This window comes from Pseudomonas sp. Van50, assembly GCF_055390755.1.
This window is the reverse complement of sequence record NZ_AP024343.1, coordinates 3,453,076-3,478,131: the sequence shown is the minus strand read 5'-3', so window position 1 is coordinate 3,478,131 and position 25,056 is coordinate 3,453,076. Positions and strand designations below refer to the sequence as shown.

General features: G+C 60.2%; 22 protein-coding genes and 2 pseudogenes. 19 read left to right on the top strand and 5 right to left on the bottom strand.

Annotated features, from left to right (window positions below; translation table 11 throughout):
* The first annotated feature begins 7 nt into the window (after positions 1-7).
* From ACZ5M5_RS14750 to ACZ5M5_RS14740, 3 genes are read left to right on the top strand one after another with little or no spacing between them, the layout of a single operon-like run.
* Positions 8-1,276, top strand: a complete 1,269-nt coding sequence (locus tag ACZ5M5_RS14750) for a sialidase family protein (protein WP_464739305.1) — start codon at positions 8-10, stop codon at positions 1,274-1,276.
* Positions 1,276-1,875: a hypothetical protein gene (locus tag ACZ5M5_RS14745; protein ID WP_464739304.1), complete on the top strand. Its 600-nt coding sequence runs from the start codon at positions 1,276-1,278 to the stop codon at positions 1,873-1,875. Before ACZ5M5_RS14750 ends, ACZ5M5_RS14745 begins: the two co-directional genes overlap by 1 nt.
* The gene (locus tag ACZ5M5_RS14740; protein WP_464739303.1) at positions 1,875-3,893 is read left to right on the top strand and encodes an LTA synthase family protein; all 2,019 of its coding nucleotides are present in this window, start codon (positions 1,875-1,877) and stop codon (positions 3,891-3,893) included. Before ACZ5M5_RS14745 ends, ACZ5M5_RS14740 begins: the two co-directional genes overlap by 1 nt.
* 73 nt (positions 3,894-3,966) lie before the next feature.
* On the opposite strand, the gene ACZ5M5_RS14735 is transcribed toward ACZ5M5_RS14740, so the two are convergent.
* Positions 3,967-4,884 (bottom strand): LysR substrate-binding domain-containing protein, encoded by a 918-nt coding sequence (locus ACZ5M5_RS14735; protein ID WP_060742461.1) that lies wholly within the window; start codon positions 4,882-4,884, stop codon positions 3,967-3,969.
* A 187-nt stretch (positions 4,885-5,071) separates the two neighbouring features.
* Between ACZ5M5_RS14735 and ACZ5M5_RS14730 the strand changes: the two genes are divergently transcribed.
* The 4 genes from ACZ5M5_RS14730 (at position 5,072) to ACZ5M5_RS14715 (ending at position 9,104) form a co-directional block, all read left to right on the top strand.
* Positions 5,072-5,821 (top strand): SDR family NAD(P)-dependent oxidoreductase, encoded by a 750-nt coding sequence (locus ACZ5M5_RS14730; protein WP_464739302.1) that lies wholly within the window; start codon positions 5,072-5,074, stop codon positions 5,819-5,821.
* A 96-nt stretch (positions 5,822-5,917) separates the two neighbouring features.
* Positions 5,918-7,219: an MFS transporter gene (locus ACZ5M5_RS14725; RefSeq protein ID WP_060742463.1), complete on the top strand. Its 1,302-nt coding sequence runs from the start codon at positions 5,918-5,920 to the stop codon at positions 7,217-7,219.
* Between the two features lie 17 nt (positions 7,220-7,236).
* Entirely contained in the window at positions 7,237-8,085 is an 849-nt protein-coding gene (locus tag ACZ5M5_RS14720) for a transketolase (RefSeq protein ID WP_103308257.1), read from the top strand.
* On the top strand, positions 8,082-9,104 hold the full coding sequence (locus ACZ5M5_RS14715; protein ID WP_464739301.1) for a transketolase family protein: 1,023 nt from the start codon (positions 8,082-8,084) through the stop codon (positions 9,102-9,104). The genes ACZ5M5_RS14720 and ACZ5M5_RS14715 overlap by 4 nt, the downstream gene beginning before the upstream one ends.
* A 55-nt stretch (positions 9,105-9,159) precedes the next feature.
* Here ACZ5M5_RS14715 and ACZ5M5_RS14710 read toward each other — a convergent pair whose 3' ends face one another.
* Entirely contained in the window at positions 9,160-10,095 is a 936-nt protein-coding gene (locus ACZ5M5_RS14710; protein WP_103308259.1) for an AraC-like ligand-binding domain-containing protein, read from the bottom strand.
* 562 nt (positions 10,096-10,657) lie between these two features.
* Here ACZ5M5_RS14710 and oxdA point away from each other — a divergent pair.
* The 11 genes and pseudogenes from oxdA (at position 10,658) to ACZ5M5_RS14655 (ending at position 21,174) form a co-directional block, all read left to right on the top strand.
* Complete coding sequence (gene oxdA / locus ACZ5M5_RS14705; RefSeq protein ID WP_103308260.1) at positions 10,658-11,713, top strand: aliphatic aldoxime dehydratase; 1,056 nt, start codon at positions 10,658-10,660, stop codon at positions 11,711-11,713.
* Between the two features lie 87 nt (positions 11,714-11,800).
* Complete coding sequence (locus ACZ5M5_RS14700) at positions 11,801-12,667, top strand: transporter (protein ID WP_464739300.1); 867 nt, start codon at positions 11,801-11,803, stop codon at positions 12,665-12,667.
* 106 nt (positions 12,668-12,773) lie between these two features.
* Positions 12,774-13,298 (top strand): group I truncated hemoglobin, encoded by a 525-nt coding sequence (locus ACZ5M5_RS14695; RefSeq protein ID WP_103308262.1) that lies wholly within the window; start codon positions 12,774-12,776, stop codon positions 13,296-13,298.
* Positions 13,299-13,534: 236 nt separating this feature from the next.
* Positions 13,535-15,049, top strand: coding sequence for an amidase (locus tag ACZ5M5_RS14690; RefSeq protein WP_464739299.1), 1,515 nt, complete (start codon positions 13,535-13,537; stop codon positions 15,047-15,049).
* 76 nt (positions 15,050-15,125) lie between these two features.
* Positions 15,126-15,764: a nitrile hydratase subunit alpha gene (gene nthA, locus ACZ5M5_RS14685; RefSeq protein WP_464739298.1), complete on the top strand. Its 639-nt coding sequence runs from the start codon at positions 15,126-15,128 to the stop codon at positions 15,762-15,764.
* A 19-nt stretch (positions 15,765-15,783) separates the two neighbouring features.
* Positions 15,784-16,437: a nitrile hydratase subunit beta gene (gene nthB / locus ACZ5M5_RS14680; protein WP_060742472.1), complete on the top strand. Its 654-nt coding sequence runs from the start codon at positions 15,784-15,786 to the stop codon at positions 16,435-16,437.
* A complete protein-coding gene (locus ACZ5M5_RS14675; protein WP_464739297.1) occupies positions 16,434-16,874 on the top strand; it encodes a nitrile hydratase accessory protein in 441 nt (146 codons plus the stop codon). Before nthB ends, ACZ5M5_RS14675 begins: the two co-directional genes overlap by 4 nt.
* Before the next feature lie 60 nt (positions 16,875-16,934).
* Positions 16,935-17,612: an energy-coupling factor ABC transporter permease gene (locus tag ACZ5M5_RS14670; RefSeq protein WP_060742474.1), complete on the top strand. Its 678-nt coding sequence runs from the start codon at positions 16,935-16,937 to the stop codon at positions 17,610-17,612.
* Between the two features lie 113 nt (positions 17,613-17,725).
* Positions 17,726-18,718: pseudogene (locus tag ACZ5M5_RS14665) on the top strand (PAS domain-containing protein); the annotation flags it as partial.
* 81 nt (positions 18,719-18,799) lie between these two features.
* Positions 18,800-19,009, top strand: a pseudogene (locus ACZ5M5_RS14660) (methyl-accepting chemotaxis protein); the annotation flags it as partial.
* A gap of 197 nt (positions 19,010-19,206) precedes the next feature.
* On the top strand, positions 19,207-21,174 hold the full coding sequence (locus ACZ5M5_RS14655; RefSeq protein ID WP_060742476.1) for a TonB-dependent receptor domain-containing protein: 1,968 nt from the start codon (positions 19,207-19,209) through the stop codon (positions 21,172-21,174).
* Here ACZ5M5_RS14655 and ACZ5M5_RS14650 read toward each other — a convergent pair.
* From ACZ5M5_RS14650 to ACZ5M5_RS14640, 3 genes are all read right to left on the bottom strand, one after another.
* Positions 21,158-22,507, bottom strand: coding sequence for an ATP-binding protein (locus ACZ5M5_RS14650; protein ID WP_464739382.1), 1,350 nt, complete (start codon positions 22,505-22,507; stop codon positions 21,158-21,160). The genes ACZ5M5_RS14655 and ACZ5M5_RS14650 overlap by 17 nt on opposite strands.
* Before the next feature lie 29 nt (positions 22,508-22,536).
* Positions 22,537-23,301 (bottom strand): response regulator transcription factor, encoded by a 765-nt coding sequence (locus tag ACZ5M5_RS14645; RefSeq protein WP_060742477.1) that lies wholly within the window; start codon positions 23,299-23,301, stop codon positions 22,537-22,539.
* A gap of 148 nt (positions 23,302-23,449) precedes the next feature.
* Positions 23,450-24,568 carry an NADH:flavin oxidoreductase gene (locus ACZ5M5_RS14640; RefSeq protein ID WP_464739296.1) on the bottom strand — a complete coding sequence of 373 codons (1,119 nt, stop codon included), beginning with the start codon at positions 24,566-24,568 and terminating at the stop codon, positions 23,450-23,452.
* Positions 24,569-24,669: 101 nt separating this feature from the next.
* Here ACZ5M5_RS14640 and ACZ5M5_RS14635 point away from each other — a divergent pair, with 101 nt between their 5' ends.
* Positions 24,670-25,053 carry a winged helix-turn-helix transcriptional regulator gene (locus ACZ5M5_RS14635; protein WP_103308270.1) on the top strand — a complete coding sequence of 128 codons (384 nt, stop codon included), beginning with the start codon at positions 24,670-24,672 and terminating at the stop codon, positions 25,051-25,053.
* The last annotated feature ends 3 nt before the right edge of the window (positions 25,054-25,056 follow it).

Below are 25,056 nucleotides of genomic sequence, written 5' to 3'. Positions count from 1 at the left end.
TTTGCCTATGCGCTCCGCCCTCCTGATCTGCAGCCTGCTAGGGGTATTCTGCGCCGCCTGGTTCAGCCATCCTCCCCATGTATTGGCGCCGTTTGCCCCTATCAGCTCGAACACCGCGAAGGCAACTGCGGCGCCGCAATACACCAGTCGTTTTGTGTCTTCGCAGCTCAATGACTTTGTGCACGCCTCATCGGTCACCGCCCTGCCCGGTGGCGACTTGATGGCCGCGTGGTTTGCCGGCTCGCGCGAAGGTGCTGCCGATGTACAAGTGCGCACCGCACGCTTTGATGCCCGTAGCGGCGAATGGGGCACCGAGCACGTGCTCGCCACGCGGGAAAGCACCCGTGACGGCACCCAGCGCTACATCCGCAAACTGGGCAATCCAGTCATAGCCCTGGCGCCGGACAAACGTTTGTGGATGTTTTATGTCTCGGTATCGGTAGGTGGCTGGGCCACCAGCGCCATCAATGTGATGGTGTCCGATGACCTCGGCGCGAACTGGTCGCCACCTCGGCAACTGGTGACCTCACCATTCTTCAATATCAGCACGCTGGTACGCGCCGCACCGGTGTTCCATGCCGATGGTTCTATCGGCCTGCCGGTCTACCACGAATTCATGGGCAAGTTTGCCGAGTACCTGTACTTGAGCGCCGACGGCGCGGTGATCGATAAATTCCGCATCAGCCGTGGCAAAAACTCCCTGCAACCTACCATTGTGCCCCTGGACGGCAACCGCGCCGTGGCGATGTTGCGCTATGCCGGCGACACCCACCACCGCGTCCTGGCGAGCCGTACCGAAGACGCCGGGCAAACCTGGAGCGAACCGTATCCGCTGGAGCCAGCCAACCCCAATTCGTCGCTGGCGGCAGTGGGCACGGTGGACGACGGTTTGCTGGTGGCCCTCAATGACCTGCAGGACGGCCGCTTCAGGCTCAGTCTCTACGGCACCGACGCCCAGCTCAGCCAATGGCGTACGGTGGTGGAACTGGACCAGTCACCCGATCCGCTCGGCCAACCCTTCTCGCCCGACGTCTACAAGGAAATCATCGGCGAAGGTTTCCGTGCCTCCAGCGGCGCACGGCGCCTGCCGCTGGAACAACGCTTCCTCAGTAACCTCGACTACCGCGTGTGCCAACCCCAGGGCTGCGATTTCGAATACGAGTACCCGTACTTCAGCCGCGGCCCGGACGGCATGTACCACGTGGTGTACTCATGGAATAACACGTTTATCAAACATGTCAGCTTCAACGAAGCCTGGCTGGCGGAGCGGCTGTGATGGTTTCTTTATGGCAGGCCCACTTGAGTTTTGTGCTGTTGGGGTTTGTGCTGTTGAGCTCGTTTCGATTCAGCGCGCCCTGGCGCCCGTGGTGGTTGCCGATATTGGCTGCGGTGAGTTTTATCCCGGTCGATGAGCTGCCGCTGGCGGCGTATGTGCGCAGTTTTACCGATGACCTGGCGCTCAGCACCGTGGTGCTGTTGGGGTGGGTCGCACTCAGCAGATTGGGCGTGGTGCAGCCGCTTGTGCGTCAGCACCAAGTGCAATTGCTGACGCTGTTCGGCGTATTGAGCCTGTTGCTGTACCCCGCCACCTTGGGCCTGACCTATTACGACCCGTACCGTTGGGGGTTCAACCCGCGGCCCATGATTGTGCTGGTTGGTGCTTTGGCGCTGCTGATGCTGTGGCTGCGCAATTCCCTGGCCGTGTGGATGCTGGCGATCGGCACCCTGGCCTTCGCGCTGCGGCTCAAGGCTTCGGAAAACTATTGGGACTATCTGGTCGACCCGCTGCTGACCGGCTACTGCCTGGTGGCCGGGGTCGGCCTGCTGATCGGCGCCGCCTGGCGTCCCCTTTTGAAATGGCACAGAGGTCAATGATGGGTGTGTTGCAATCGCGCCGCCTGCGTTACGGCGCAGGCTCGATCGCCTTGGTATTTGCGTTGCTGGCGGCGTTGCGGCTGGTATTTGTGCTGGGTTTTTCCAGCCTGGCTTTAAACACCCCGGCGCTCCTGGAAACACTGGGCATCGGCCTGCGTTTCGACCTACGCCTGACGGTGCTGATTTTGCTGCCGCTGGCCGTACTGGCGTGGCTGCCGCGCTGGAACCTGACCACCCTGCCGATCTTGCGTTGGCTGGCACGGGGTTATCTGCTCATCGCGCTAGCGGTGATCGGCCTGGTGTACATCATCGACTTCGGCCACTACGCCTACCTTGGCGTGCGCATCAATGCGACGGTGCTGCGCTACCTGCAAGACGCACAGATTTCACAACAGATGGTGTGGGAAACCTACCCGGTGGTGTGGATCGCCTCGTGCTGGCTGACGGCAGTGACGCTTTGGGTTTGGGCGCTGATACGCCTTGAACGATTGACCCTGGATCAGGAGCGCAAAATTATCAGCAAGTGGGCACTGGCGCCGGTTTCCGTGATGGGCGTCGTAGCCGTGCTGTTGGCCCTGCTTGGCCGCGTCGCCAACCTCAACCTGGAAAACCCGGTGCCGCTGCGCTGGAGCGATGCGTTCTTTTCCGGCAACAACCAAGTGGCGGCAGTGGGCTTGAACCCGGTGCTGTTTCTGTATGACACGCTCAAGGTCGGTCAAGCGCAATTTGATGAAGCCCAGGTGCGCGAGCACTACCCGCAGATCGCGCAGTACCTGGGCGTCGATCAACCCGACGCCCAGCGACTTGATTTCGTCCGCGAACAAGACGTGCAGCCTTATCGATTGGCCGGTGAGCGCCCGCCGAATGTGATTTTCGTCATGCTCGAATCCCTCGGCACCAGCGCCGTCGGTGCCTATGGCAATCCGCTCGACCCTACGCCGAACCTGGACAGACTGGCCACGCAAAGCTGGTTCTTCAAGCACTTCTATGTACCCGTCACCGGTACCGCCAAGACCGTATGGGCCAGTATCACCGGCGTGCCGGATGTGACCCGCCAGGAGACCGCCACCCGCAACCCGCTGATCACGCGCCAACGCACGTTGATCAACGCGTTCGAGGGGTACCAGAAGTTCTACATGATCGGCGGCAACGCCGGCTGGGCGAATATCAATGCGCTGATCCGCCAGAGCATCGACGGCGTGCAACTGTTCGAGGAAAGCCACTGGCGCTCGCCCCGCGTGGACGTGTGGGGCATTTCCGATCTGGACCTGTTCAAGGAAAGCGACCGACTGCTGCGCGCCGTGCCCAAGGACCAGCCATTCTTTGCTTACCTGCAAACCTCCGGCAACCATCGGCCGTTCACCATCCCCAAGCAAAACGACGGCTTCCAGGTCAAGGACGTGACACTGGAGCAAGTCCAGGCCGCCGGTTCCCGTAGCGTCGAACAATATAACGCCGTGCGCCTGCTGGACTACAACATCGGCCGCCTGATGGACATCGCCAAGGCCGGCGGCTACTACGACAACAGTATTTTTGTGTTCTTTGGCGACCACAACACGCGTATCAGCCAGATCCCGCACATGGCCCCGGCGTTCGAGCAACTGGGCCTGGAAAGCAATAACGTGCCACTGCTGATCCATGCCCCCGGCCTGCAACCCCGGGTGATCGAAGAGGCCGTCGGTCTCGTGGACCTGTTGCCGACGGTGGCGGGCATGGCGGGCATACCGTTCAGAAATGGCGCGCTGGGCCGGGATATCCAGCAGCCGGCCCCCGAGGGCGAGCGCGTGGTGCCGCTGGTGCTGCGCGAGGGTACATTCCCGATCATTGGCGGCGTTACCAAGGACTTCCTGCTGCAGATGCAGCACGACGGCAGTTCGCCGACCCTGCACGACCTGGCATCACCCACACCGCGTGACGATGTGGCGGCGCAGCACCCCGAGGAGTTTCGGCGCTTGAATGGGCTGACACGGGGGCTGCACGAAACGGCTCGGATGATGCTTTATCGCAATATTCCATGACGCTGCGGTTTTCACGCTCAATGACTGATTTGTATCTGTAGGCGCAGTGGTGACCGCTCGGGCGGCCACCACTTCAGAACACGAAACTATGCCCTAACTCCCCTTCCATCCACCCCAAAAACCGCCTGACCCTGGGAAAGCTGGAGTGAGCCCTTGGGAACACCAGATGGTGGGCGGCGACCGGAGAGCTCAACGCTTCGGGGGCGACCTCGACCAGTGAGCCACTGGCGAGGTATTTTTGTGCCAGCAGCGTGCTTTCGAGGGCGAATCCCAAACCGTGGCTCGCCGCTTCCAGGCTCATGTAGGAGCGATCAAAACTCAAGGCGTAGGGTTTTTCGGGGCGCGCCAGGCCGTGTTGGGCGAACCACTCAGGCCATCTGAGCAAGGTCGCTTCGGAAAGGATCAGGTCTTCAGCCAGAAGATCAGCGGCGCTTTTTACCGTGCAACGCGCGATCAGCTTGGGCGAGGCCAGCACAGCGAAGTTCTCGTTACGCACGGTACGCACTTCATAGCTGGGCCAATTGGGCCGGCCGTGGCGAATATCGACATCGATCTTGTCCTGGCTGAAATGCAGCGATTCATAGGAGCAAGACAAATTGATTTGGATGTCCGGGTTGGTCAAGCGAAATGACTCCAACCTGGGCATCAGCCATAGCAAGCCAAAGCTAGGGGAGGAATGCAGCCGCAGGCAATCCAGGCTCACGTCACTCGCGGCCCGCTGGGTGGCGACTTCAAGGCTCTGCAACAAACCGGAAATGTCCTTCAAGTACTGCTCACCTACCGGTGTCAGCGTCACCCCACGCGCAGCCCGCACAAACAGCTGTCGACCAATCATCACCTCCAGCTTGGCCAGTTGATGGCTGATCGCTGACGGCGTGAGGTCGAGCACTTCGGCGGCTCTTGCCAGGTTGCCAAAACGAGCGGTTTGCTCGAAGGCTTGAATGGCTCTCAGCGGTGGCAGATGGGATGAAGGAATATCGTCCTGGCGCATCAGTATTCAGCCTGTTTTTGTGGCACGAGCAGGGAGTGCCATTCAAGCATTTGCGATCTGCATTGACGAGTGCTGAATTTTATTCATGTAGCAGTGACGTTTGCGTTATTGCTCGACCTGTTGACGGGGACCACTCTGGGTCATCGATCGCTGAATCGAACCATAAAAACAATCAGAGGTACCCCTCATGCTTCTTCAAGGCAAAGTCGCGATTATTACTGGCGCTGCATCCGAACGTGGTATCGGCCGAGCAACGGCTGTTACCTTCGCCCAGCACGGCGCCCACGTCGTGATTCTGGATCTCGACGAATCCGCCGCCCGTGACGCCGCGGCCACCCTCGGCGAAGGCCATCTGGGCCTGGCTGCCAATGTCGCCGACGAAATGCAAGTCAAAGCCGCGGTCGCCAAGGTTGTCGAGCGCTACGGCCGTATCGACATACTCATCAACAATGCCGGCATCACGCAGCCGATCAAGACCCTGGACATACGCCCGGGCGATTACGACAAAGTCCTGGATGTGAGCCTGCGCGGCACGCTGTTGATGTCGCAGGCAGTCATTCCGGTCATGCGTACCCAGGCCTCGGGCAGCATCGTTTGCATGTCATCCGTGTCGGCCCAGCGCGGCGGCGGCATCTTCGGCGGTCCCCACTACAGCGCAGCGAAAGCCGGTGTACTCGGGCTTGGCAAAGCCATGGCGCGGGAGTTTGGCGCGGACAACATTCGCGTCAACTCCATCACGCCAGGTTTGATCCATACCGACATCACTGGCGGCCTGATGCAGGACGATCGTCGTCACGCCATCATCGAAAGCATCCCGCTGGGCCGGCTCGGTGCCGCGCAGGATGTCGCCAATGCAGCACTGTTCCTCGCCAGCGACTTGTCCTCTTACCTCACCGGTATCACGCTCGATGTAAACGGCGGCATGTTGATCCACTGACGATCAACTGAAGCCACCCACTGCCCTTTCAGTTCTGGATCGAAGATACGTCGGGCCTGAGCCCGGCGTTTTATAAAAACAAGAGATCAGACCATCATGATGACCACCATGACGCTCGACACTGTGTCCACAGTGCGCTCAAGCGCGTATCGCAAGACTGCCTGGCGATTGATGCCTTTCCTGATGTTGTGCTACCTGTGCGCTTACCTGGACCGGGTGAATGTCGGGTTTGCAAAGCTTCAGATGATGAATGACCTGGCCCTGAGCGAGACCGTATACGGGCTTGGCGCCGGCATGTTCTTTCTTGGTTATTTCCTTTGCGAAGTGCCCAGCAACCTCATCCTCCACAAGGTCGGTGCCCGTCGCTGGATCGCACGCATCATGATCTCGTGGGGCATCATCTCCGCCCTCTTCGCCTTCGTAGAAACGGCCTGGCAGTTCTATACCCTGCGCTTTCTGCTCGGGATCGCCGAAGCGGGTCTCGCGCCGGGCTTGCTGCTCTACCTCACTTACTGGTTCCCCTCCTACCGTCGCGCCAAAATGACGGTGTTGTGGTTCATCGCCATCCCGCTCTCGGGGATGATCGGCGGACCGCTCTCAGGCTGGATCATGACGCAGTTCGCAGGCGTTCATGGCTGGGCGGGCTGGCAGTGGATGTTCGTGATTGAAGCCGCTCCGACCGTCATCGTTGGCCTGATGGTGCTGGCCTACCTCAAGGACGGCGTGCACCAGGCGACCTGGCTCACCGATGAAGAAAAAGCGCTGGTCGCCAAAGAACTGGCCGAGGACAACAGCCGCAAAGTCACCCACGCCTCGGTCGGGGCATTCCTGCGGGACCGCCGCCTGTGGATTCTCGCCGGTATCTACTTTTGCGTGGTCATGGGCCAGTACGCGATCACCTTTTGGCTGCCAACGCTTATCCGTAATGCAGGTGTTGCCGATCCGATGCACATCGGATTGCTCACCAGTCTCCCCTACCTGTGCGCCATCATTGCAATGGTGCTCATGGGGCGCAGCGGCGACAAACACCAGGAGCGGCGCTGGCATCTGGTCGGGCCAATGCTTGCCGGCGCGCTGGGCCTCACGTTGGCGGCAGTGTTCGGTGCCAACCTGACGTTGTCGGTGTTGTGCCTGTGCCTTGCAGCAGCAGGCGTGCTGTCGGCGTCTTCACTGTTCTGGATGCTGCCGACCACCTTGCTCGGTGGTGTCTCCGCCGCTGCGGGGATCGCCGGAATCAACAGCTTTGCCAATCTGGCGGGTTTCTGCTCGCCGTACCTGATTGGTTGGATCACCACCACGACCGGTTCGAGCGCCATCGGCATGTACCTGATTACCGGTGTGCTGTGCATCGGTGCCTGTTTGGTACTGCGCATTCCTGCCGCTTCGGTCAATCGTTGAGTTAACGGAGAATTTCCATGACTGCCACTTTATCTCGCGCGGCGTCCACCACATTGGTGCAGCGTGCCCATAACATTCGCCGCCATGCCTTGCGCATGGGGCAAGTCCAGGGCCAGGGCTATGTCGGTCAGGCACTGGGCGCGGCAGACTTGCTGGCCGTGTCGTACTTTCATGCCTTGAACTACAGGCCCGAAAACCCCGAGTGGGAACAGCGTGATCGCTTTTACCTTTCCATCGGTCACTACGCGATCGCGCTGTATGCCGCGCTGATCGAGGCTGAAATCATTCCACTGGATGAGCTTGAAACCTACGGTTCGGATGACAGCCGCCTGCCCATGTCCGGTATGGCCGCCTACACCCCCGGCATGGAAATCACCGGCGGCTCGCTGGGCCAGGGACTGGGCATCGCGGTAGGCGCCTGCCTGGGTCTGAAGCGCAAACAGTCCAGCTCTTTCGTTTACAACCTGCTATCGGATGGCGAGTTGAATGAGGGCTCTACCTGGGAAGCGGTAATGTCAGCTTCGCACTGGAAACTCGACAACCTGATCGCCATCGTCGACGTCAACAACCAGCAAGCCGACGGCCACTCCAGCGAGGTGCTGGCATTTGAACCCATCGTTGACCGATGGCAAGCCTTTGGCTGGTTTACTCAGCGGGTGGACGGTAACGACCTGGACGCCTTGGTCAAAGCGTTCGACGCAGCCCGCAGCCATCCCGCCGCACAGCCGCGCGTCATCATCTGCGATACCAAGATGGGCAAAGGCGTGCCGTTCCTGGAAACCCGCGAAAAGACTCACTTCATCCGCGTAGATGAGCATGAATGGGATGTGGCCCTGAACAACCTGGAAGAAGGCAAAACAGCATGAACAAGGCACAAAAGACCAACGTTCAGGTGCCCGCAGCGGCGAAGAAAAAGCTGACGACCTCGGCAATGATTGCTTCGATTGCCGCTGAAGGCCAGGCCACCAAGCCAGCGCCATTCGGCCACGCACTGGCCGCACTCGCGGACCAGCGCCAGGACATCGTGGGTTTGTCGGCTGACTTGTCCAAATACACCGACCTGCATATTTTTGCGAAGGCGCACCCAGAGCGCTTCTACCAGATGGGCATGGCTGAGCAACTGTTGATGAGCGCAGCGGCCGGCATGGCTCGGGAGGGGTTCGTGCCCTTCGCCACCACTTACGCGGTGTTTGCTTCGCGCCGGGCCTATGACTTCATCTGCATGGCGATTGCCGAAGAAAACCTCAACGTTAAAATTGTCTGCGGTCTGCCGGGCCTGACCACCGGGTACGGCCCCAGCCACCAGGCAACGGATGATCTGGCGATCTTCCGCGCCATGCCGAACCTGATGATCGTCGACCCCTGCGACGCCCTGGAAATCGAACAAGCCGTGCCCGCCATTGCCGCGCACCAAGGGCCCGTCTACATGCGGTTACTGCGCGGCAACGTACCGCTGGTGCTCGATGAATATGGCTATGAATTCGAGATCGGCAAAGCCAAGACCCTGCGTACAGGCAATGAGGTTTTAATCATTTCCACCGGTTTGATGACAATGCGCGCCCTGGAAGCAGCCAAGGAACTTCAGGCTGACGGTGTGGATGTCGCGGTGCTTCACGTTCCCACCATCAAGCCCTTGGATGAGCAGACTATCCTGGCTGAGGCCAGAAAGCCGGGACGACTGGTCGTGACGGCCGAAAACCACTCCATCATCGGCGGATTGGGCGAAGCGGTGGCCGCCGTGCTGTTGCGCAATGGGGTCACGCCGACGTTCAGGCAAATAGCGCTGCCGGACGCGTTTCTCGATGCGGGCGCACTGCCGACGTTGCACGATCGCTACGGTATTTCCACCCAGGCTGTGTGCGCGCAGATCAAGGGTTGGTTATAGGGTTTAAAACTGCAGGGGGGACATCCCCCTGAACGCCGTGGGGAAAGCCCCCTTTTTACTCTCGTCGCAGGAGCGTATGGGGAGCAACGCCAAAGGCCTTGCGAAAAGCGTGGCTGAAATGAGAGAAGTCGGAGAAACCGAAATCCAGCGCCGCCTGAGAAATACTGCGGACTTGACCGCGCTCAATAGCCTCGCGGCTGGCGAGTAAGCGTGCCTTCCAGATTTCTGCGACCGGCGATTTCTGATGACGGGCGAAAGCGCGCGTCACCGTGCGTGTGGAGACATGGTGGGCTTGCGCGATGCGTTCGAGCGACAGGTCCGCCTCGGTCAAGTACTGGTGGATGTACTTCATGATCCGGCCATGCAGATCCAACTCGTCATGAGTCTGCTTTAAATCCTGGAGTTCCAGACTGACCACCAGAAGGTCGAGCAACGTGCTGGAGTAACGACTGGAGACTCCTGTGTTATGGAAGCCGGCAGGCATACTCGCGGCTTGACGTAACATCTCGCGTAACGGAATCACCCCGGGGCGACGGTCATCCAGAACCACAGCGGTGCAGTCTGCTATGGAGGGCAAGCGCTGACTGAGCAATTGTCGCGGAATGCGGACAAGGTGGTTATCAGTACCACCGAAGCTGAATCTGAACGGCTGGGATGCGTCATAAAGAAACAGATCGTCCGCCGCCAGTTTCGTCCGTCGGTCAGCCTGCTCCAGTTCGCCATAACCGCTCCTGGTAAAGCCCAACCACAAATCGTCATTAGGATCACTGCGCAGGTGCTGGGCGGAACGCTCCCAATAGTGCAAGGGTGCGGACAACGTGCAGATGTCCAATGCGCCCATGGCATGCACCTCAAGTGCCCCGTCAAAATCGCTCTGCGCCAGTCGTTTGCTGTCTGCGTCCAGGCAGTGGTGACAAACCACCTCTTTCCAGTAATCGAACCGGTGGGGGGCCGTAACGGCAAGCGTTGAATACTGACAGGTCTGGCTCATTGCATTCACCTCGCGGCGGCGTTTCAACAAAAGAAGCGGGGTAACGTTTTTGCGAGCCAAGCAATTAGCAGGCCATCTCCATCGCATCATTCCCGCTGCCAGACACCTTGGAAGATAGCCGCCTGCACGTTACAAAGGCCGATCCCTCCAACACTCCCCATGCCACTTCTCGGGGCACATCGCCCCCTTGTTTCACACGCCCCGCACCATTGCCGCGCGCTGACATGCCGGCCTTTTTTACCTGTCCTTTTTAACCAAACGGTTGTCCATTCGAGCCAAGCACGTTGCATCCCCCCTGGATAATTTTCACTCCACGCCGTGTCCCTACAAGCACGAATGAGGAGGTGTCTCATGCATCCACGAGAACAGCAGCGACTGTCCGATTCATCCTGGTTTTTACAGCGATGGGACATGGCACCCGAAGAGTTCGCCACTTACCTGGTGCAGCTCGGGACCTTGGTGCTGCAACGCCGATGGAGTGGTACCCACCGCAAAACAACAACATCCACTGGGATGTAGAACAGCGAACCGTCCGTTTGAGACGGAAATAAAGGAGCCCCCCATGGAATCTGCAATCGATAAACATCTCAAATGTCCGCGGACTTTGTCCCGTCGTGTCCACGACGATTACCAGCCACCCTTCCCGATGTTTGTGGGGCGGGCTGACGAAAACGTGAAGCAAGTTGTAATGGCTTACCTCGGGGTGCAATTCCGCGACGAGCAACGCGCCGCCGCCTTGCAAGCCATGCGCTACATTGACGCAAGCTTTGCCCTCGCCGATGGCCCAGGGAATCACGACCTGACCTACCACCTCGACAATCAGGGTTACGGAAACTTCATCGCCGTGGGCTACTGGCGTGATCCCGCCGCCTATCACCGATGGCTACTTTCAGCGCCTGTGGCCGATTGGTGGGGCGACGATGCGCGCCTGAACGAGGGGTTGGGGTATTTCCGCGAAGTCATCGCACCACGTGCCGAGCAGTTCGAGACGCTGTATGCATTCCAGGATGATTTGCCAGGTGTCGGTGCGATCATGGACGGCATCAGCGGCGAGATCGAGGAGCACGGCTACTGGGGCTCGGCGCGCGACCGCTTTGCTATCTCACAGACCGACTGGATGCAGCCGACCAGCGAACTGCAAGTCATTTCAGGCGACCCCGCCAAGGGCGGCAGGGTCGTGGTACGCGGCCACGACAACCTGACGCTGATCCGCTCCGGACAAGACTGGGTCGAAGCCGGCGACGAAGAGCGCGCGCTCTACTTCAACGAGATGCTGCCGCCACTGCAAGACGGCATGAACTTCCTGCGTGACGAGGGGCAGGCGCTGGGCTGCTACAGCAACCGCTTCGTACGCAATGTCGACCTGGATGGCAATCTCCTCGACATCGCCTATGACATCGGTCACTGGCGATCCCTCGACAAACTGGAGCGCTGGGCAGAATCCCACCCCACTCACTTGCGTATTTTCACCACGTTCTTCCGAGTGATCGGGGGCCTTTCGAAGCTGCGGCTGTATCACGAGGTCTCGGTAGCGGACGGTAGCCAACAACTGTTCGAGTACATCAACTGCCATCCGCAGACCGGGATGATGCGCGACGCGCAAGTGTCGCCCGCCTGACTCCATCGCTGACTCCACTTTTAGCCCTGCGCATTGCCTGACTGGCGATTGCGGGGCTCTTTTTGCCCGAAAAAAGGATCGTCGATCATGAAACAGTTCCGCTACCTGTCGCTTGCCGCCCTCCTCCCCAGCCTTTCCTCCCATGCCCTCGAGGTGGACCCTGGCGATTACGAGCCGCTCCCCGTGGGAGCGACCATCGGCGTGGTCTACTACCAGCACGCCAGCACGGACAGTGCCTATGCCCAGGGACACAAGACCAGCTCCGATTTCAACCTGACTTCCGATATCGGCATTCTGCGTTTGCTGCACGTCTATCAGTTGAGCGAGCGACTGACCATCGAGCCTCAATTCCTGTTGCCCTTCGGTCATGTCTCGGGCGGTGGTGACGCTTCTGGTCTAGGCGACGCCAGCGGCATCGGCGACCTCATTCTCACCGCACCGCTCAAGTACCGTCTCAACGACGCCAACGACACCCTCGGTGCGACCGCCTACCTGTACGTGCCGACTGGTGACTATGACAAAGACGACGCGCTCAACATTGGCGAGAACCGTTGGAAGGTTGATCTCCAGGCCGCTTACGTCAAGCACTTCACGGAGAAGTGGGCCATCGACCTCGTCGGTGACGCCATCTGGTACGGGGACAACAACGACTTCGGCGCCAGCTCCGCCCGCCGGGAGCAGGACGTTTCCTACGGCGCTCAGTTAATGGGGCGCTACATGCCCGACGAGACCACTGCGCTGGCTATCGGCTTCGGCCACAGTTGGGGCGGGGAAAACCAGATCGATGGTGTCAACCAGGACGACAGGATGGAAACCACCAACTTCCGCGTCACGGCCAGAAAGTTTTTCACCGCCAAGGACCAACTCCAAGTGCAACTTGGACGCGACATTGCGGTGGAGAACGGCCCCAAAGAGGACTTTCGCATGAACCTGCGCTACGTCAGGGTCTTTTAGGCCCGCCCGTCTCTACCACCCGTTGTCCTTATCAACCAAGCGTGTGCCCAACGACGCGACAGTTGGCTAATGAGATGCCTCTCACCCGAAACGGAGTAACCAGACAATGACCGACCAGCAACCCACCACGGAACAACAACCCTCCCTCTATACCCGTCTTGGCGGCTATGACGTGATCTATCAGTTCGCAGGCGCAGTGTTGAGAAAGACAATGGGACACCCTGCCATCGGGCACATCTGGGCCCATATGTCGGAATCGACGTTCCAAAAGGAACACATCAATTTTGTCGATTTCCTTTCCGAGCACTGGGGTGGAAGCGCCAAATACAGGGGGAGAGACATGGTCACCGCGCATCGCGGAATGGGGCTGACCGAGGTGCACTGGCAAGCCGTGCTCGATTGTCTCGAGGCGTGCTACGACGACTACGCTCTGGCCCCGGATCTGCGCAAAGAGGTCAATGACTTCCTCATCAAGTTCAAACCGGCGGTGATCGGGAGCCCCTCCTATCGGGACGTCGTACTCGCGCACCCGGAAATGGACCCCGCCAAAGGCATGAGAAGCGTTGGGGTTGTCTGGCCAAAACCAGGGAAGTCATCTCGGAAACAGACCACGCCTGAATCCGAAGACTGATACCCGGCATAAGCCTGAGCCACAGCAATGGAGGGCGACCGTGGAGGAGCAAGCGAGTCCCGCTCAACCAAGCGACTGTCCTCCTCAGCCAAGCGCTGCTCAATCTGTGGAGATAGCTTGATACCAGCCCCGGCCACGGCTCGCCAATCGTGCGCACCGTGTCCGGACATCCCCGAGATGACGTTTGAACAGACATTGCCAGCCCCTGCGGGTTGGCACAGGACACAGGACACCCCATGGCCATCATCCGCCCAACTCTCGAACAAGTGCAGGATCTCGCCAGCCGCCTGCACATACAGCTGACACCCGAGCAAGCCAGCGAATACCTGGCGCTCATGCAATCCAGTTTCGATGCCTACGACCTGGTCGATGAGTTGCCTGATTTCATCCCTTCAGTGCGCTACGAGCGCAGTTCCGGTTATCGCCCTTCAAGCACGGAAAACCCGCTGAACGCTTGGTACTACAGAACTGAGGTGATGGGCGCCAGTTCGGGCAAGCTTGCCGGCAAGACGGTCGCGCTCAAAGACAATATCTCCCTGGCCGGTGTCCCGATGATGAACGGCGCCGCACCACTGGAGGGTTTCGTACCGTCGTTTGATGCCACCGTGGTGACGCGTCTGCTCGACGCTGGAGCAACCATCCTCGGCAAAGCCACCTGCGAACATTACTGCCTCTCCGGTGGTAGCCATACCTCGGACCCCGCGCCTGTGCACAACCCTTTTCGCCATGGTTTCACAACAGGCGGTTCGTCTTCGGGCAGCGCGGCACTTGTGGCGACGGGCGCGGTCGACCTGGCTATCGGTGGCGACCAAGGCGGTTCCATCCGCATTCCTGCCGCATGGTGCGGCATTTATGGAATGAAACCGACCTGGGGTCTAGTGCCTTACACCGGGGTCATGGCGATCGAGTCCACCTTCGACCATGTCGGCCCCATGACGAACAACGTACGCGATAACGCGCTCATGCTGGAAGTGATGGCCGGCGCCGACGGGCTCGACCCTCGCCAGGCCGCCCCCAAGGTCGATGCCTATTGTGATTATCTGGAACGAGGCGTGGCCGGACTCCGGATCGGGATCCTCCAGGAAGGCTTCCAACTCGCCAACCAGGATCCACGTATCGCAGAAAAGGTCCGCAGCGCTATCGCCCGGCTCGAAGCTTTGGGCGCGCGGGTCGAGGAGGTATCGGTTCCCGAACACAACCTGGCGGGATCGTTATGGAGCCCTATCGGCTGTGAAGGCCTGACCATGCAAATGATGCACGGCAATGGTGCGGGTTTTAACTGGAAGGGGCTGTACGACGTGGGCCTGCTGGACAAACAGGTCGGTTGGCGCGACCAGGCAAACGCATTGTCGCCGTCCCTCAAGCTTTGCATGTTCGTCGGCCAGTTCGGTCTGGAGCGCTACAACGGTCGCTACTACGCCAAGGCCCAGAACATAGCGCGCTTTGCCCGAGCGGCCTACGACAAGGCACTGGACACCTATGACCTGCTCGTCATGCCGACAGTGCCAATCACCGCCCAGCCGCTCCCGGAACCGGGTTCTTCAATCACCGAGACCGTCACGCGTGCGTTGGAGATGCTTGGCAATACGGCCGCTCAGGACATTACAGGGCACCCCGCCATGTCGATCCCTTGCGGCCTGGTGGACGGACTGCCCGTGGGGCTGATGTTAGTCGCAAAACATTATGCCGAAGGCACCCTCTATCAGGCTGCAGCCGCATTCGAGGCCTCTGTCGATTGGCGGACGTTGTAGACCTGCGCATCGCATTGGCGAACGAACACCGGCAAGTAGCACTGAAAGTGAGTATCAACTTCAGAGGAGCCAAGACATGAGCCATACCCACGAACATCATCACGATCACGTTCATGACCACACCGAGCCCCCCGAGGCCATCGCCTTGCGTGTCAAGGCACTCGAATCCCTGTTGATCGAAAAGGGCTTGGTCGACCCAACCGCCATGGATGCTCTGGTGGACACTTACCAGCACAAGGTCGGCCCGCGCAACGGCGCCCAGGTGGTCGCCAAGGCCTGGTTCGATCCCGATTACAAGCATCGGCTGCTGGAAGATGCCACCGCGGCCATTGCCGAGCTGGGTTTTTCCGGCGTGCAGGGCGAAGACATGGTGGTGGTGGAGAACACCGCGACCGTGCACAACGTGACGGTCTGCACGCTGTGCTCCTGCTACCCCTGGCCGACCTTGGGCCTGCCACCCGTCTGGTACAAATCCGCGCCCTATCGGTCACGGATCGTCATCGATCCGCGCAGCGTGCTGGCCGAATTCGGCTTGATCATTCCCGATGACAAGGAAGTTCGCGTCTGGGACAGCAGTGCTGAGTTGCGCTACCTGGTATTGCCGGAACGTCCGGCCGGTACTGATGGCTGGAGCGAGGAGCAACTGGTCGAGCTGGTGACGCGTGATGCCATGATCGGCACTGGCCTGCCGAAGACGCCGGGCGACGAAGCCTGAACCTGAAAAGGAGAAAACCATGAACGGTGTACACGACTTAGGCGGTATGCACGGTTTCGGCCCGGTGCTCACCGAAGAAAATGAACCCATCTTCCATCACGACTGGGAGCGCAGGGTCTTTCCGCTGTTCGCCTCGCTCTTCGTCGGCGGACACTTCAATGTCGACGAATTCCGACATTCCATTGAACGCATGGAACCGGCTGAATACTTGCAGTCCAGTTACTACGAGCATTGGCTGCATGCCTTCGAGAACCTGCTGCTGGAAAAAGGCGTGATCAGCACTGGCGAACTGCAGGGTACGGCCAAACCAACCCCATCGACACAGCCCATCACGGTTTTAACACCGGACATCGTCGAGGCCGTAGTGCTCGGCGGCGCCTCTTCCCGGGCAAAGGAACCCGTCTGCGGCCGTTTCCGGGTCGGTGACCGGGTGCGGACGAAGAACCTCAACCCAACCACCCACACCCGACTGCCCCGCTACGCGCGCGGCAAGGTCGGGACCATCGAGATTGCACACGGCGCGTTTGCCACCCCGGACACGATGGCCCACGGTCTCGGCGAACAACCCCAACAGGTCTATGCCGTTCGCTTCAGTGCGACAGAACTGTGGGGAGTGGCGCGACCGGACAGTGTTTGCATTGATCTGTGGGACAACTATCTGGAGGCCGTATGAGCGCCAGCATGCGTCACATCCCCCCAATAGCCGGCCTGTCTCTCGACGATGAAGGCCCGGTCTTCGACAAACCTTGGCAGGCCGAGGCTTTTTCCCTGCTGGTACACCTGCACCAGATCGGTCTGTTCCCCTGGGAGGACTGGGTGCAGGTATTCAGCGACGAAATCAAGGCTGCCCCGGCGCAACCCGGAGAAAGCGTCAACGACACTTACTACCGGCAGTGGCTCACAGCGTTGGAAAGAATGGTCACCACACTCGGTTTAACGGGTATGGAAGACATCACCCGCCGCACCGAGGAATGGCAGCAGGCTTACTTGAATACCCCCCACGGACAGCCGGTGACGCTGCTCAATACGAGTTGCCCACCGGCCCATGGAAACGGCCACGAACACCTGCCGCGGCAAGAGCCGGTGGCGATCAGCCGGGCCATAAGCTGAGGCCGGAGTCATCCTGTTTTTTTACTTTCGAGGTCGCGTAGCGGCCAAGGGGCAATCGTCATGCATATCGAACCTAACCTGGTGGAAGCTGGAAAACTCTGGCTGAGCTACGTCACTGCCGCAGGTGCCGGCGCCTACACCCTCAAACTCGCTGCCCAAGCCATGGGCGAGCGTGGTGTCTTCTCGCTGCTGGCTCGCACTGTCACTGCCACGGCCCTGGTATTCAGCTTCTTCGAGCTACTACCGCATCATCCCGTCGGCGTCTCCGAGGTCCATCTCATCCTGGGGTCAACGCTGTTTCTGCTGCTCGGCGCCGCACCTGCGGCAGTGGGTCTGGCCCTGGGACTGCTGATCCAGGGTCTGTTCTTCGCGCCATTCGACCTGCCGCAATACGGCATGAACGTCACCACCCTTCTGGTTCCGCTGTTCGCAGTTACCGCCCTGGCGAAACGCATCATCGCGCCAAACACACCGTATGTGGAGCTGAGCTACAGACAAGCGCTGGGGCTGTCGACAGCCTTCCAGGGGGGCATTGTCGCCTGGGTTGCCTTCTGGGCCTTCTACGGGCAAGGCTTCACAGCAGAAAACGCCCTGTCAATTCTGACCTTCGGCAGCGCCTACATGAGCGTCGTCATCCTCGAACCGCTGTTGGACCTGGCCGTGCTGGCCGGTGCCAAGGCCACACATCGCCTGCGTGGTAGCACGCTGCTCGAGCGCCGTCTGTACCAGGCCGCCTGAGTCGACAGACTCCTCCAGGCCAGACTGTCCCCGGGCATTCGAAGACCGTAATGCTCGGGGGCATCAAGAGCGAGAACCGTCCCGAAACCTCGTGAGCGAACCAGAGGTGTTTGATGTTTTTCAGAAATAGCACCCGCAAGGAATTGAAGCTGCTCGGCGACCGGCTGGAACAGCCCGACGGCGAGGGAGTATCGATAGCGGCGAAGGATTCGTCCCTGCGACGGGTACTGGCGGGCATCGAACGCCTGCTCGCCGATCGCACGGCGCTCCGGGCCAGCGTGGTCGACCTTAATGCTGAACTGCAACGCCTCAGGCTTCAGTTGGGTGAATACGAAACGCGGTTGCATGATCAAGAACAACTTTGGCAATTGGCGGCAAGCGGGTCGGAAGATCTGCTCTGGAAATTGCAGCTCGATGGCCGCCTGCAGCCCGCACGTGATGCAGTGCTGCAATGGTTCGGCAACCTGCCCACCCAAGCGGATCTCCCCGTCTATCTAGGCCCTTGGAACGATTGCCTTCACCCTGACGACCGCCAGGCCAACCTGGATGCCCTGGCCCATCACCTTGCCGATCGCAGCGGGCATGCGCCCTACCAGGTGGAGGTGCGCCTCGAGAGCCACTCGGGAGAATACCGCTGGGTCCAGATCTGCGGTGAAACGCTCCGTGACGAACGGGGGCTGCCACAGATCAGCGTCGGTATGCTGCGCGACATCCACAAACAGCGCTTGCGAGACGAAGAGTTCGCGATGCTCTCGGCCCGCTTCGATATTTCCCGCGAATGCATCCAGGACGCGCTCTGGGATATCAATATCGTCGCAGGCGATCCAGCCAATCCCCATAACGTCATCTGGTTCTCGTCACAGATGCGTCGCATGCTCGGCTACGAAACCATCGAAGAGTTTCCCAATGTGTTCGAAAGCTGGTTGTCACGCCTGCATCCCGAAGACAGCCAGCGTGCCGTGCAAGCGTTTGTCGACCATGTCGCCGACCGCTCCGGCCAAACACCCTTCGATGTGACCTACCGCCTCAAGCACCGCAACGACGAGTACCGTTGGTTCAGAGGCAGAGGTCAGACCCAGCGAAGCAACGACGGCACGCCCTTACGTACAGTGGGGGCGATCACAGACGTGCACTCCCATCGCGAGGAAAGCCAGTTGCGCCAGACTCAGGAACGTCAGCATCAAGCCATGCAGGAAAACCTCGCCAAGCTGACGCAGATAGTTGCCGCCATCCAAAGCATCGCCAAACAGACCAATCTACTGGCCTTGAACGCGGCCATAGAGGCGGCCAGAGCCGGTGAGGCCGGAAGGGGTTTCGCAGTGGTCGCCGACGAGGTCCGCAAGCTGGCCACCCGGACCAGCCAGGCCACCCAACAGGCGGCCGACATGATCGAGAGGTACTGAGTTCAAGCGGGGCCCCATGCTATTCGCCCCGACTTCTCGTACAAGACCCAGGCAGTGACGCTCCTGGGTTTTCGCGAGTGAACTCGAACCTACAGTGGGGTGCTGTAGGATTTGCCTGTCACACTTTGTCCAATCTTCACCAGTGCAGATGATTACGATTCTCTTTTAAGTTGAATTGTAAAGGACACCCCATGCACTCCCCTCTCCGTTTTCCAACATTGTCCCCGTGGACGCGTTTCGCCCTGGCCGCCAGTGCAGCCGGCGCGCTGTGCACGTCCGCCCAGGCTGCCGAACCGCAGGCCATGACCCTTGATGATGTGGTCGTGACCGCTTCCGGCTACGAGCAACGCGTCGAGGATGCGCCGGCCTCTGTCACGGTGATTGATGGGGAGACGCTGCGCCGCAAGTCGTATCGCGATCTGGGTGACGCGGTGCGGGATGTCGAGGGGGTAACGGTCAACGGCGGGGCCAATGAGACGGACATTTCCATTCGCGGCATGCCGGCCGATTACACGCTGATTCTGGTCGATGGCAAGCGCCAGAGTGCCCGGGAATCGCGGGTCAACGGTAACAGCGGTTACGAGCAGAGTTTCGTGCCGCCGGCGGCGGCCATCGAGCGTATCGAAGTGGTACGTGGGCCGATGTCGTCGCTGTACGGTTCGGACGCCATTGGCGGGGTGATCAACGTGATTACCCGCAAGGTTTCGCCGCAGTGGGGCGGCTCGGTGTCCTACGATTATTCCGCGCGCCAGCACAGTGACCAAGGCAACGCCCGTCAGACGCAGTTCTACCTCAATGGTCCGTTGCACGAAGATTTTCTCGGCTTGCAGGTCTGGGGCCGTTACCTGGATCGTCAGGCCGATGACGACATCGAGCAAACCAACGGTTTCAGCCAGGCCGATCACCGCGACCTGACCGCACGCCTGGCCTTCACCCCGACCGTCGACCACGACATCCTGCTGGAGGCTGGCGCCACGCGCTTGAAGAACGGTGACGGCATCAGTGCCAATTGGGCCACCCGCGAGCAGGAGAACAATCGCGATCACTGGTCGCTGTCGCACCAGGGCCGTTGGGGTTGGGCCACGTCGGATATCGCCTTGTCCCAGGAAACCTCCAGCCGCGAAGGCAAGGCCACGCCGGCGCAAACCGATATTTACGGGCGCAAACCGGAGGTCAAGAACACCGTGTTCGACGCCAAACTGGTGGTGCCCACCACACACAATGTCAGTACCGTGGGCATGCAATGGAATGAAAGCGAATTGACCGACTGGAACCAGGGTCTGGGCGATCGCGTCGATTACGAGTTTTCGGTACTGCAAAAAGCCGTGTTCGCCGAAAACGAATGGTCGGTGACCGACAACTTCGCGCTGACCACCGGCCTGCGCCTGGACGACCACGAACAATATGGCACCCACGCCAGTCCGCGGATCTACGGGGTGTGGCGCGCCACCGATAACTGGACGCTCAAGGGCGGCATCGCCCGCGGTTTCAAGGCACCCGAATTGCGCGCGGTGGTCAAGGATTACGCCTACCTGCGACGCAACCGTTTCGTGATGCTCGGCAACCCCGACCTGAAGCCGGAAACCAGCACCAACTACGAGTTCTCGGCGTTGTGGTCCAACCGCGATGATCTGTCGGCGGGCGCGACGGTGTTCTACAACGACTTCCAGGACAAGTTGTCGACGGTCACCACCGACGAGCGCTGGAACGGTTACATCGTCATGGACCGGGTCAACATCGATAAGGCCGTGATCCAGGGTGTGGAGCTGACCGGGCAATGGGATATCAACGCCAGTGTGTTGTTCAAGGCCAATTACACCTACACCGACTCGGAACAGAAAAGCGGCGCCAATGCCGGCGCACCACTGGCGCTGACGCCCAAGCAAAAAGCCAACCTGCGCGGCGAGTGGGCGATCAATGATCGCGCGCAAGCGTGGGCGTCGGTCAGCTACTACGGAGAAGAAACCGGCAACACCATTACCGATGAAAGTGCGCCAGGCTACACCACGGCCGATCTGGGCGGCTCTTATGAGCTCACCGATTCGATCACGTTGAACAGTTCGCTGAACAACATCACCGACAAGCGCCTGGACGATGAAACCTACGGCACGGTGAACTACGGTCGCACGTTGTGGATGGGCGCTACGTTGAACTTCTGAGCAGCGCGGCCGGCAGCCTGACCACGGCGCACAATCCGGCGGACGGGCGGTTTTCCAGCAGCAGTTCGCCACCGTGTGCCTGCACGCAGGCGCGGGCGATGGCCAGGCCCAGGCCGACACCGCCCTTGTGCCCATCGGCCGTTCCACCGGCGAGCTGCACGAACGGCTCGAACACCCTGCTCAACCAGGCATCGGGAAGCCCTGCACCGTGGTCAAGGATCTCCAGGCGGACGGTGCCGGCGTCTTCGCGACACAGGCTCAGCGTGGCGTCCCCGGCATGACGCAGGGCGTTGTCGATCAGGTTGGTCAGGGCCCGTTTCAGCGCCAGGGGCCGGCACGTCAGCATGATCGGCGGCGCTCCGTGCCAGGTCACAGGCTGGTTCAGCAGTTGGTAACGTCTGGCCAGGTCGTCCAGCAACCCGTTCAACGAAATGGTCAGCGTCGGCTCCTGCACAGCGTCTTCGCGGACGAAGTTGAGGGTTTCGCGCACCATCAGACTCAACTCTTCGAGACTTTCCAGCATGTCCTCGCGAGCCTCGCCCTCCTCCAGCAGTTCCACTTGCAGGCGCAGTTCGGTGATTGGCGTATTGAGGTCATGACTGATCGCGGCGAGCATGCGTGTGCGGCCCTCGACATGGCGGGCGATGCTGGCCTGCATGTGGTTGAACGCTGCCGTCAGGTCCCGTGCCTCCTGCGGCCCCGTCAGCGGCAGCGGGGCAATCCACTCGCCGCGACTGACGCGCTCGGACGCCTGCACGAGGGTTTTCACAGGCTGCACCACGCGACTGATGCAGAACATGACGATCAACAGCACCGGAATGATCGTCACCGGCAGGCTATACGTCAGGACTTTGCGCCACTCGTAAGCCCCGACCGGGTGCTGCAACGCGTTGAGGTAGCGGCCGTCGGGCAGTTCGATGCTGCTGCGCAAACGCAACGGAGCCCAGCCTGCGGAGCTGAAGACCTGGTCCCGGGCATGACCGCCGGTGACCCGCTCCAGTTGCATGACCACGGCAAGGTCTGGCGCCAATTGCAGACGCTCGCGCAGCACATTGGCCAGGCGTTGTTCTTCGGCGCGCATGTCGAAGGGCTCGACGTCGGCGCGCCGATCAATCCAGAAATGTGCATCCGGGGTGATCATCGACGCCAGCAGCCGGGCGCCGACCTGGTTGGGTGCCTCGAGAGCCGCATGGTGCGCGGTGACCAGACGTTCCAGGCTCATGGTCCGCGACAGCGGATGGATCAACGCCCCGGTGCGCTGCAGAACCAGCATGGCGATTGCATTGGAAGCGAGTAACGCAAGCAACAGCAGCACACTGAGTTGATGAACCATCTTGCGCGGCCACAAGGCACGCAGGCGATTCATGGCGCCTGCAGCACGACATCGGACGCCAGCAGATAGCCGCCACCCCAGATGGTGCGCAGCAATTCCGGTTCCCCCGGTTTATGGGCCAACTTGCGCCGCAGACGACTGACCTGACGGTCGATGGCGCGGTCTGTCACGTCTCTGTCGGTTGCGGTGGTCAAATCAATCAAGCGCTCGCGGGGCAGCAGCGTGTTGGGATGGTTGAGAAACACTTGCAGCAGCTTGCTTTCGACGGTGCTGAGCAGAATCGGCGGCTCTTGATCACGCGCCAGCGTGGCGTGACGGGCATCGTAACGCCAGTCGGCAAACAGGTAGCAGGGACTCATGTTCACGGCGACAGGGTCGGACGCCGATATGGCCTGTTTCGCGCCGGTCGGGCGGCGTCGACGCAGTACGCTGTTGATCCGCGCCACCAGTTCCCGGGGCTCGAACGGTTTGGTGACGTAGTCGTCCGCGCCCAGATCAAGACCGCGAACCCGATCGGCGCAGGTGTCGCGCGCCGTCAGCAGAATCACCGGCGTATCGCTTCGCCGATACAGACGACTGCACAACTCGAAACCATCCCCATCGGGCAGCGACACGTCGAGGATGATCACCTCAAAGCTGTGCTGCTTGAGCAACTGCCACATGCCCGCCGCATCCGCCGCCGTGCGCACCTCGAACGTGTGGCGACGCAGAAACGTCGCCAGCGGATCGCGGATCTTGCGGCTGTCATCGACGATGAGCACGCTAGGGGCTTTGCTGGAAGGAATTGGGGGCATCGCGGCGCAGGACTACCAAAGGAAACAGGCAGCGATAATACTACGAACGCTTCTCAGTTGTATTGTTTGGGCCAGCGCTTATGGGGGTAGCGAATGGCATTGCATTGAAAGTGTGGCCTGCGCGTAAATGCCCGGGCCACACTGCAATTCAAACCAATTCAGCTAAAGATGCCGGATTGAAGCCCTTCAGGCTTGCGTATTCGCCTTTTTCCACTTTGGTGGCCCAATCCGTGTCACTCAGCAGAACACGCCCTACAGCGATCAGATCAAACTCCTCGCGCTCCATACGCTCGATGAGCCGATCCAGACCCGCAGGGGCTGATCCCTTGCCGGCGAAGGCGTTAGTGACATCATTCTCCAGCCCAACCGAACCGACGCTAATGGTTGTGGCTCCAGTGACTTTCTTCGCCCAGCCCGCGCAGTTCAACCCGTTCTCACCGTCAATTTCGGGAAACTCAGGTTCCCAGAAGCGGCGCTGCGAGCAGTGCAGGACGTCGACACCGGCCTCGACCAGTGGCAACAACCAGTCCTCCATCACCGCCGGCGTTTCAGCAACGCGCACCCCGTAGTCCTGTTGCTTCCACTGGCTGACGCGCATGATGATCGGGAATTGCGGGCCAACAGCCTGGCGAACGGCAGAGACGACCTCACTGGCAAAACGCGAGCGTTCCTTGATTGTCGGGCCGCCGTAGCGGTCAGTGCGCAGATTGCTACCAGACCAGAAAAACTGATCGATCAAATAACCATGGGCTCCATGGATCTCGACGGTATCGAAGCCCAGTCGCTTGGCATCCGCTGCGGCCTTGGCGAACGCGGCTACCGTGTCGGCAATGTCCTCTTCACTCATCGCCACGCCACGCAGGTCACCTGGCGAAACAAGGCCCGACGGGCTTTCAACGGGAGCATCCGGCTCCCAGTCGTTGATATAGCGCGTGGAGCCGGTGTGCCAGATCTGCGGCGCCATGCGCCCGCCAGCCGTGTGGACAGCATCGATCACGTTCTTCCATCCAGCCAGCGCCGCTTCGCCGTGAAAAAAAGGAATGCCGGCATCATTGCGCGATGCCGGGCGATCAATCACGGTGCCTTCCGACAGAATCAGGCCAACACCTCCCTCGGCCCGGCGCCGGTAATAGGCAGTGCTCGCTTCACCCGGGATACCTTCGGGTGAGAACAGACGCGTCATCGGCGCCATGACAATCCGATTCTTCAGTTCAAGCGATCGGATGGAAAAAGGACGAAATAAAATGCTGGTATCAGGGTTTGACATCGGGTGGACTCCATTGCTTTCGGAGGCCATATAAGTATATTTTGTAAACCAAATGTCAATTAGGCACCTAGAGTCGCCTAGGTATACGTGAGGAAACTTCGATGCTGGAATTAAAGCCGCAATGTTTTTCGTCGGAGTGCCCAAGCCGGGCACTGTTTGACCAAATCGCTGATAAGTGGTCGATGATGGTTCTGGCGGTGCTCGATGACGGGCCGCATCGTTTTAACGCCATCAGACGTCGCCTGGAGGGCGTCACCCAGAAGGCACTTACCCAGTGCCTGCGGCGGCTGGAACGCAATGGTCTCGTCTCGCGCCAGATCATTTCGTTCTCGCCCGTGGCAGTGCAGTATGAGATCACCCCGCTGGGGCGAACATTGCAGCAGCCATTTCGCGAGTTACATAAATGGACGCTCGACAAACTGCCCGAAGTTGAAGCGGCCCGGTCGAAGTTTGACGAGGCCGCGGAGTTCAAGCTGGCGGAGTGATTC